This is a genomic window from Haloferax sp. s1 (assembly GCF_058382125.1).
Genome location: NZ_JBZRPK010000580.1, coordinates 1 through 8,214, shown reverse-complemented (window position 1 = coordinate 8,214; position 8,214 = coordinate 1). Strand labels below are relative to the sequence as shown.

The window sequence follows — 8,214 nt, the reverse complement described above, 5'->3', positions numbered from 1 at the left end:
GGTCGGAAAAAGTGGACCGGCCCCGGCCGGGAGACCCGGGGGACCCGGAGAATGCCGCCGCCGGGGGGGAGGCCGCCCCCCTCCTTGCGGACGGCACCGAGGAGGTCCCGGTCCGCGTCACCGGCGTCCGGGAGGTCAGCCGAACGAGCCGTAACGTAGAGCGCGACCGTCGCAACAGCGGCGGCGATGCCGACGCAGACGAAGACAAGTTGCCACGACGCGGAGATGAATCCGAGTCGCTCCGTCACGTCGGGACCGACCGCGAGCACGAGGGTGACGAAGGGAGCAACGCTGACGGCAGCGAGTTGGCTGGCGGTGCCGTGGATACCCATCGCGCGGCCGACGCGCTCGGGGTAGAGTTCGCTCACGAGCGGGTTTGCGGCGACGAAGTACGCACCCGAAGCGAGTCCCATCGAGACGGCACCGACCATCAGCATCTCGATGGAGTTCGCGCTGGCAGTAACCGCCGAAGCGACGACGAGCACGACACCGGTACCGAGGACGACCCGATGCCGCGGGACGCGGGTGAGAAGCCATCCCGTCGGGACGCGAAGGCTGGCGCTGCCGAGCCAAACGAGAGTCGCAACGAAGCCGACCGTGGCACGGTTTACGTCGAAAAACGCGATGAACTCTCCGAGGAGGGGCGCGAAGACGACCCGCGCCAGATTGACGAGCAACACCATTCCGCAGAGAGTCCCAAAGAGGCGGCCACGTGACACGCTCGAAAGCGCGCACCGCGGGATGACAACCCTTTCGAACCGGGTTTTCGTTGCCGGGTCGGCGGCGGCTTTTTATGTTCGTTACGCAAACGATACAGTATGAAGACAACTCGGAAGGGGCTTCGTGACGGGGAGTTGGAAAAGGACACGTACGAGCGGTTGACATGTTCCGAATGCGGAAAATCACTGAAAAAGAAAAACGACCCCGCTGAAGTGTTCTCCGTCCGTACCTGCCCCGACTGCGAGCGCGAGTGGAAAGAACTCAGGTAGGCGCAGAGAAGACAGCTAGGAGAAAGAAGACAGTTAGGCGCGAGAGGGAGGCATCTCGCGACCAGCACTCACTCGAATACGGAGTCGAACACCCGCGCACCAAGCGGGTCGAACGTCCCGGCGGCAATATTCTCTGCGACGTGTTCTGGCGACGACGCACCGACGAGCGCCGCCGTTACGCCGGGTGCGCTCCGTGAGAAATTGAGTGCGCGCTGTGCCGGTGTGTCGCCGGAAAGCGCCGAATCGACTGACTCCGGAATACCATCTGCGAGTTCGCCTTGCGCGATGCTCGCGCTCGTGAACACGTGCAGGTCGTGTTCGTGGGCGTACCAGAGCGCGCTCGTCAACTCGCCCGATTCCGTCTCGTGAGCGTCGACGGTGAAGGCGTCCGCCATCACGACGTTAAACGGGAGTTGGATGGCTTCGAGTCCCGATTCGTCGTTGCCGACGGTCTCTGCCGCGCGTTCTGCCCGCCGGACGACTTCGGGAAGCGAGAGGTACGAATCGTGCTCGGGGGGGACCCGAAACGCCTCCCACGTGGCGACGCCGTAGCGGCCGATATCCTCGGCGGCGACGCGCCGTTCGAGCACCTCGAAGGCCGCCTCGATACGGTCGTACACCGTCTCGCGGTCGGCGATAGCTAACTGCGTTTCTGGGTTGTGGAGGTAGTAGCAGTCGATATGCTCCAATCCGGTCAGGTCGAGCGAGCGGTCGACCATCTCGTCGATGAACTGTGGGGCGATAGTATGACTGCCGTGGGCGAGTTCGTCCGGTTCGGCGAGTCCCGCATCGAGGACGGTCTCGCGAATGTACTGTCCGGGGTCGTCGGGACGGGTCCGGTCGAAGGGAATGAACCCGGCTTTCGAGGCAATCGCGATAGCGTCGCGGTCAATCTCGGCCTCGCGGACCGCGTCGCCGACGACGCGCTCTGACCGCCCGTATCGGTAGTTCGATGCGGTGTCGATGAAGTTGATTCCGTTTTCGAGCGCGAGGACGAGCGATTCGCGGTAGCGGTCGTCAACCTCGTCCGTCGGGTCGCCGAGATACGTTCCGATGCCGATACTGGAGACGACGCCGGGTCCGAAACGTCGAAAGAACGTGCGGCCGAAACTGTCGCCGAACCGGTCACGGTAGGCCCACGTGCCCCGTCCTGTAGCCATGGGCGACCCTACGACTGCTGGCTGTTAAGGCCCACCGGTCGATGACGGGAGACGGAGAGAAACCGGTCGCGCTGAATTCACCCTCAAATATCGCCCGAGAGTGACTCGAAGACGCGCTCGACGAGTTCGTCTCGGGCGATTCCGTTGCCGTTTCCACCGTCGGCGACGACTTCGGGGCGGATGATTTGTCCGCCGCCCATCCGGGCGTGGCCACCGGCGCTCGACCCGCGGTAGTCCTCCAACGCGGCTTCGAGGGTCCGACCCATGTGGACGCGGTCGTCTCGGGAACGACCCGAGAGATAGACGTTTCCTTCGCGTTCGCCGCAGACGACTGCGGCGGTGACGCCTTCGAGTTGAATGAGTTCGTCTGCCGCCTGCGGAATGGCGTCGACGTTCGAGAGCGTGCCGATGTCGGCGACTGCGAACGGGCCGCGAACGTCCCGGCCGGCGATGGCGCGAGCCTTCGCTTCGAGCACCTCTCGGGAGACTTCGGGGTTGGCGATGCGGTCGAGGTGGTCTTCGTTGACGCCGGGGAAGAGATAGCCCGCGGCGTCGAAGTCGGCCGACGAACACCCGGCAGTCAGGTGCTTTGTGTCCGTGAGAATTCCGTAGACGAGTCCCGTCACAACCTGCGAAGGGACGGTGTACGTCGAGTTTACCTCGCTTGCGTGCATGTCCGGCGGAACGGGCTTCGCGCCAACGTCTCGGAAGTACTCCGCGATGATGCTCGAACACGCGCCATAGTCAGTTCGTACGTCGGTAAACGCCTCGCCCGTCCCCTCCCCGGGATGATGGTCGACGACGGCATACGGGAGGATACCTTCGGCACCGGCGAACCCCCGCGCCGTGTTGTGGTCGACCAGAATGACCGCCTCGGCGGCGAGGTCGCTCACGTGGTCGATTGGGTCTAAATCAAGTTCGAGAACGGTCCGAAACGCGCGGTTTTCCTGGTGTCGAATCTGGCCGGCAAATTGAATCGTTGGTGTTGTCCCCACCTGTTCGGCGAGACAAGCGACCCCGATTGCGGCGGCCATCGCGTCGGGGTCCGGATTCGGATGCATGAGAACTGCGACTTCGTCTACGTCTTCGAGTGCCTCGGCGAAGCGCTCCCCCCTCGTCCGCTTAAATCGAACGGCGGCATAGAGGGCGAGCGCGATGACACCCAGACCGACGACGACTGCCGCCGCAACCTCCGGGTGCGTACTGACGAACGAGCCGAGAGACTCGAAGAGTGCACCCGAATCGAACTGTCCCACCGGACCAAACATACACCAAACGACCGGGGCCTATGGTATGAATATTCCCCCTAATTGGTTGTTCTCGGCTGACAGACCGTGAATCCGTGAACCTATCGAACGGTAAGAACGCTCATACTGCCGACTGTAAGTCCGTGAAGAATTTCGGCACCTCGGGGTACCGAATATTTTGAACCAGTTACAGCCGACAGTATCAGGAGTGGGTTGCCCGATAGGCGTCGATTGCCGCACGGTAACCCGCTCGATACGTCGGGTAGCTGAACTCATAACCGAGCGTACAGAGGTACTCGTTCGAGCAGCGCTTACTCGTCAGGATGCGACGCCGAACCACCTCCGAGAGGTCGTCCGCGGCGAGTCGCTCTTCTTTCGTGCGCTTTTCCGGCCGCGGAACGCCACACTCGTCGGCGAGCCAATCGGCGAACTCGTGTTTCGAGACCGGTTCGTCGTCGACGACGAGAACCGTCTCGTCGCGGGCGCAGTCGGTTTCGAGAAGGTACTTGATGGCTCCCGCGGCGTCGTCGCGGTGAACCATGTTGAGGTAGCCTTCGGTGACCGGCCCGTTCAGATAGCGTTCGAGTCGGTATCGGTCCGGGCCGTAGAGTCCGGCAAAGCGGGCGACCGTTCCTTCGATTCCCTGTGCTCCCGCGTACTCGCGGGCGATGCGCTCCGCCTCGGCCAACACGCGCGTCTTGTCGGTTGTCGGGTCGAGTGGCGTCGATTCATCGACGAACGCCCCGTCGTGGTTGCCGTAGACGCCCGTACTCGACGTGTAGACGAGCCGCTCCGGCGACGACCTGCGACCGGCGAAGTGGTCGATAGCCGTCCGGAGTCCGTCGACGTAGATGGTTCGGGCGGCGTCAGCCCCACGGCCGCCAGAGCTTGCGGCGAAAACGAGGGTGTCCACGTCAGGGACTGCGTCGAGGCTGTCGGCGTCGGTTACGTCGGCGCGGACTGCCTCGGCTCCGGTGTCAGAAACGGCGTCAAGACCGGCGTCGGACCGGCGGACTCCCCAGACATCGTGGCCGTCGGAAACGAGTTGTCGGGCGAGTTCGAGACCGACGTAGCCACAGCCGAGGATGGCGACCCTCATCGCTCGTTTCGGACGGCGATGACGTGGTGGATGGCGGCCAGTTCATCGAGCGTGGCCGCGGTACGCCCTTCGATAGCCTGTTGAATCTCCTGTCCCGAGCGGACGATATCGACCTCGGAGGAGAGCGTATCCACATCGAGGATGCCGCTCGTCATACCCATGAGGAGGTGGTCGCGGAACTCCCACACGATGGCGTCGGCATCCGGGTAGTCATCGGTGAGCGCAAGGATGGATGCGGCCTGTTCGAGCGTCAACTCCAACACGCCGTTCGAGAGGAGGTCTTCAGAAACACCGGCGGCGTCCGCGGCAGCGTCCGCACCCGCGGTGGCGACCGCATCACGGATTTTGTCCTCGTAGGCGACCCGAAGCTCGTCGAGCGACACGGCCCCGGGTTGGGCTACGGCGTCGTGCAACATACATCACGTTTTGCGCATCGAAGCGGCAAAACGGTTGTTACTCGGCACGAAACGTGCCGGAGAACCGTGAGCTGTGTCCACCGACTGCAGTCGAAGCCGCGTTACACCTCACGGCAGTCGGCGGGAACAGTACAGCCCGGTCCGCCTTTCCAGCCGTCAGAGCGCTCGTCGGCGTTTCCGTCCACGTCGCCGACACCGACACCGGACGCTGGCACGGCAACGACGATAGCTGTCTCCACCTCGAAGGAGACTCGCTCGCCGTGACCAACCGTTTCAGCCGTTCCGTTACCGTTCCAATCGAGGGCGACAGTCGACCCGTCGCGGGCGTAGGTCAGCGATTCAGTGTCGCCGCGGGCGTGGACGCGGAACTGGCCGAACTCGCCCGAGATGGCAACGTCCCAGACGTTGACTGTCGCGTACCAGTAGCCGGGAATCGGGGCGACCGGCATACCAGCGGGAACACGCTTGAACGAGCGATTGAAGCGCGATTTGAGCGTCTTGTTTACGCGGTTCGTGACGGCGTTTTCGGTCGCCCTCATCGCCGCATCCGTGGTTGTCGTCGCGACTGCTTCCTGTCGGACTGTCCGGGTCGTCTCGACCGTCCGGTTCGTAAGTCGCTGCGGGACCGTCGAACGACTGTTCTTGCGGGCGGACTTGAAGGCCGCTTCGAGACGCAGTTCGAGGATGTCTGCTTCGACCGTGCCTGTGCCCGCGACTTCGGTTGCGATGAGCCGCGCGGCGGTCCCGTTGGTGATAGCGAGAGCCTTGTTCGCGGGGTTGTCCCATCTGCCGAAGACGGTCTCAATGGTGGACTGTCGTTCTGCCAGTGAGTAGTTCGTGTGCTCTGCGAGGACCCCATGTGCAGCCTGCTGGGCGGGTCTAGTCGCTCGAATGACGGCGGTTTCGAGTCTATCGCGGCGGTCTTCGAGAGACTCATTCGTTCCGTTCGAGGCTGCAAGTGTGTCATCTGCGGCGAGGAGTGCGTGGGCCGCGGTTCGAAGCGAAACACGACGCTGAGCGCCGAAAATCGGTTCGAGGACGGTGTCGGTGGCGTCGCCGTAGGGGAGCGTGAACAGGTTGGTGTTACGGGCGACAAGCGGGTGGTACGTTCCATCCCGAGCGACAGTCGGCACGGCCGACCCGGAGAGGCCGCTGAGCGAGAGATACATCGGGTCCGCATCGGGAACGAACCTGACGCCTGTTTGGTTCGTCGTTCGGTTCGTGCGCTTCGACCCGAGGACAGACCGGGCAGTTCGCTCGGCGGACACCGCCGTTGAGAGTGAGCCGACGTCCGCATTCTGCGCCGCGTCGCTGGCGGCACCCGTGGCGGCAGCGGTCTGGTTCGCGCGGCGGTCGAGTTCGGCCAGCACGCGGTCGAGGTAGGCGGCGCGAACTGCGACGCGCGCCCGGTCGGAAACACCGTCGTAGGCAGCGGGACCGTCGATCAGGGCGCGTCGGTCGGCTCGGAGACTGGCGGCGAGTTCCGCTGCGAGGTTCACCTCGCCCGCGGCGAGCGCTCGCGCGGAAACGGTCTGGCTTCGGTTCCGAACGCGCTGATGGAGGTCGACGAGATCCGAGCGAACCCACGCGCCGAACTTCGGGGCCTGAGGTGCGACAGTCGTCTCGGACGGCGGTACATCGCCCGCGGCAACATCGCGTGCGAGGCCGTCGAATCCGCCGTGCGTCGAAACCACGTCTTCTGCATCAGTCACGGCGGCGGCGAAGTTTTCTCCGTCGAGCACGCCGCCAATCGAAGTCGCGGGGTCGATGGGGCGCGCCGGACCGGGAACCGAGTGCGGGTCGATGACGACCGCGAGGTCGACGCGGGTTTTCGTTTTCGTCTGTTCTTGTGTCTGAATCGTCTCATTCCCGTGACTCCACGTTCGGACGGTCGTCTCGCGGGTCGTCACCACACGCGAACCGGTATCGACAACGACGGTATCGGGGGAGAGCGCAGGCGTGCGCGTCGGCACCGCTGTAACAGACACGTCCGAATCCGTCGTCTCTTCGACCAGTTCCCATTCTGTTCCGAGGTCTATCGGTGCGGTGTCGATATCTTCGATGACTCGCACGTCGGACTCGACAGACACGGTTGCGCTGTGTGCGTCCGTAACCACGCCGTCGAACGAAGGACCATCACCGCGGCCGTCGAGCAGCGAGACGAGCGCGCTGTCGGCCGCCGGGCCGACCGATGCGTTAATCGTTCGGTTCGACGGGACTGTCTTCGGGGGCGTGTCTGCCTCCTTGTTCGGGGCGGGAAGCGCATTCGCAAGCTCGGGTGCGGCGGGGATACCCGTCTGGGAAAGCAGGCTCTGGGCACCAGCTTGGACGGCTGCTCGGCCCATCGCACCTCTGGCATCGGCGTCGGTGGTTCCGAACGTCTGTTGTTCGGTGAGGAGGACGCCGGCGTTCGTCGCCAACGCGGCGTGGTCGTTCGAGACGACGTTCTCGATAGGCGCGCCTGCGTACTGACTCCACCCACGCGTCCATGCGGCGGCCCAGAGCGCGGTCGTGACCGTCGCATCCAACGTTCCACCGTTCGTCGCGCCTGCGGTGAGTCGGTGTTCGAACGTCTCGGTTCGGTCGTGGAGCGCGAGGACGGGCGTCCGAACGCCGACGGTCGTCGTAATCAATTCGTCGGCGACCCGGTTCCCGCCGCGCTGCACGTCGACGGAGATGTTCTCGACGGTTGCGACGAGAACCGTCCCGTTCTCACGGGAGTCGATAGAAACCCGTTCGAGCGCCGCGCGAAGACTGGATTCGTTCGTCGGCCGGGGGAGCGAAACCGAGGCGTTGACGCCACTGCGCTGCACCGAGACGGCCCGAAGTCGCTCGGATGCGGCGAGCGCAATTCGGAGTCGAAGGTAGTCGCGGAACGTCTGGTTTTCCGAAAGCACTCGGCCGACCGTCGTGTTCGCCGGTGTCGTGACCGGATTCGCGGCGGCTTCGCGTGCCGCGCCTCCGACGGCCGCGCGGGCTGCGGCGTCGGCTTGCGCGGGTGGGCGGCCGGCCGCCGCGGCGTCGCGGCGGGCTGCGACGGGGGCGTGAGTAGAGAGCGCGCCGGAGAACGTCGCGCTCCCGACGAGCAGGAGCACGCCGAGCAAGGCGAAGGGCACGCGGCCGCGCTCGTCGCCTGCGAGCCTCATATCGACCACGTCCTGATCGCGGTGGTGACGCGACCGATTGAGACGGCTTCTGCGGCGCCTCGGGGGCTGCCCGACCGTGAACGCATCACGTCTGCGAATCGTCGGGCGCGGCCGGCCGCGTGGTTGGCCTTCGTCTTGTACGCCTCTTCCGCTGCCA

General features: G+C 64.7%; 7 protein-coding genes. 1 reads left to right on the top strand and 6 read right to left on the bottom strand.

From position 1 onward, the window contains the following. A partial coding sequence (locus QT222_RS11190; RefSeq protein ID WP_491477222.1) for an MFS transporter occupies nt 1-683 on the bottom strand: 683 nt, incomplete at its 3' end. Nucleotides 684-818: 135 nt separating this feature from the next. Between QT222_RS11190 and QT222_RS11185 the strand changes: the two genes are divergently transcribed. Next, the gene (locus tag QT222_RS11185; protein WP_014732167.1) at nt 819-989 is read left to right on the top strand and encodes an HVO_0758 family zinc finger protein; all 171 of its coding nucleotides are present in this window, start codon (nt 819-821) and stop codon (nt 987-989) included. Between the two features lie 68 nt (nt 990-1,057). On the opposite strand, the gene QT222_RS11180 is transcribed toward QT222_RS11185, so the two are convergent. The 5 genes from QT222_RS11180 to QT222_RS11160 all read right to left on the bottom strand — a co-directional run bounded on the left by QT222_RS11180 (nt 1,058) and on the right by QT222_RS11160 (nt 8,057). Continuing rightward, nucleotides 1,058-2,149: an aldo/keto reductase gene (locus tag QT222_RS11180; RefSeq protein WP_491477221.1), complete on the bottom strand. Its 1,092-nt coding sequence runs from the start codon at nt 2,147-2,149 to the stop codon at nt 1,058-1,060. Between the two features lie 83 nt (nt 2,150-2,232). After that, the gene (locus QT222_RS11175; RefSeq protein ID WP_004057513.1) at nt 2,233-3,417 is read right to left on the bottom strand and encodes a DHH family phosphoesterase; all 1,185 of its coding nucleotides are present in this window, start codon (nt 3,415-3,417) and stop codon (nt 2,233-2,235) included. Nucleotides 3,418-3,598: 181 nt separating this feature from the next. Continuing rightward, a complete protein-coding gene (locus tag QT222_RS11170) occupies nt 3,599-4,495 on the bottom strand; it encodes an SDR family oxidoreductase (RefSeq protein ID WP_491477220.1) in 897 nt (298 codons plus the stop codon). Next, nucleotides 4,492-4,911: a DUF5791 family protein gene (locus tag QT222_RS11165; protein WP_491477219.1), complete on the bottom strand. Its 420-nt coding sequence runs from the start codon at nt 4,909-4,911 to the stop codon at nt 4,492-4,494. Before QT222_RS11165 ends, QT222_RS11170 begins: the two co-directional genes overlap by 4 nt. 101 nt (nt 4,912-5,012) lie before the next feature. After that, nucleotides 5,013-8,057 carry a DUF7286 family protein gene (locus tag QT222_RS11160; protein ID WP_491477218.1) on the bottom strand — a complete coding sequence of 1,015 codons (3,045 nt, stop codon included), beginning with the start codon at nt 8,055-8,057 and terminating at the stop codon, nt 5,013-5,015. Nucleotides 8,058-8,214 lie beyond the last annotated feature (157 nt).

Coding starts and splice junctions, on each gene's coding strand:
- QT222_RS11185 (WP_014732167.1), top strand. CDS start 819: ATGAAGACAACTCGGAAGGGGCTTCGTGACGGGGAGTTGGAAAAGGAC.
- QT222_RS11180 (WP_491477221.1), bottom strand. CDS start 2,149: ATGGCTACAGGACGGGGCACGTGGGCCTACCGTGACCGGTTCGGCGAC.
- QT222_RS11175 (WP_004057513.1), bottom strand. CDS start 3,417: ATGTTTGGTCCGGTGGGACAGTTCGATTCGGGTGCACTCTTCGAGTCT.
- QT222_RS11170 (WP_491477220.1), bottom strand. CDS start 4,495: ATGAGGGTCGCCATCCTCGGCTGTGGCTACGTCGGTCTCGAACTCGCC.
- QT222_RS11165 (WP_491477219.1), bottom strand. CDS start 4,911: ATGTTGCACGACGCCGTAGCCCAACCCGGGGCCGTGTCGCTCGACGAG.
- QT222_RS11160 (WP_491477218.1), bottom strand. CDS start 8,057: ATGAGGCTCGCAGGCGACGAGCGCGGCCGCGTGCCCTTCGCCTTGCTC.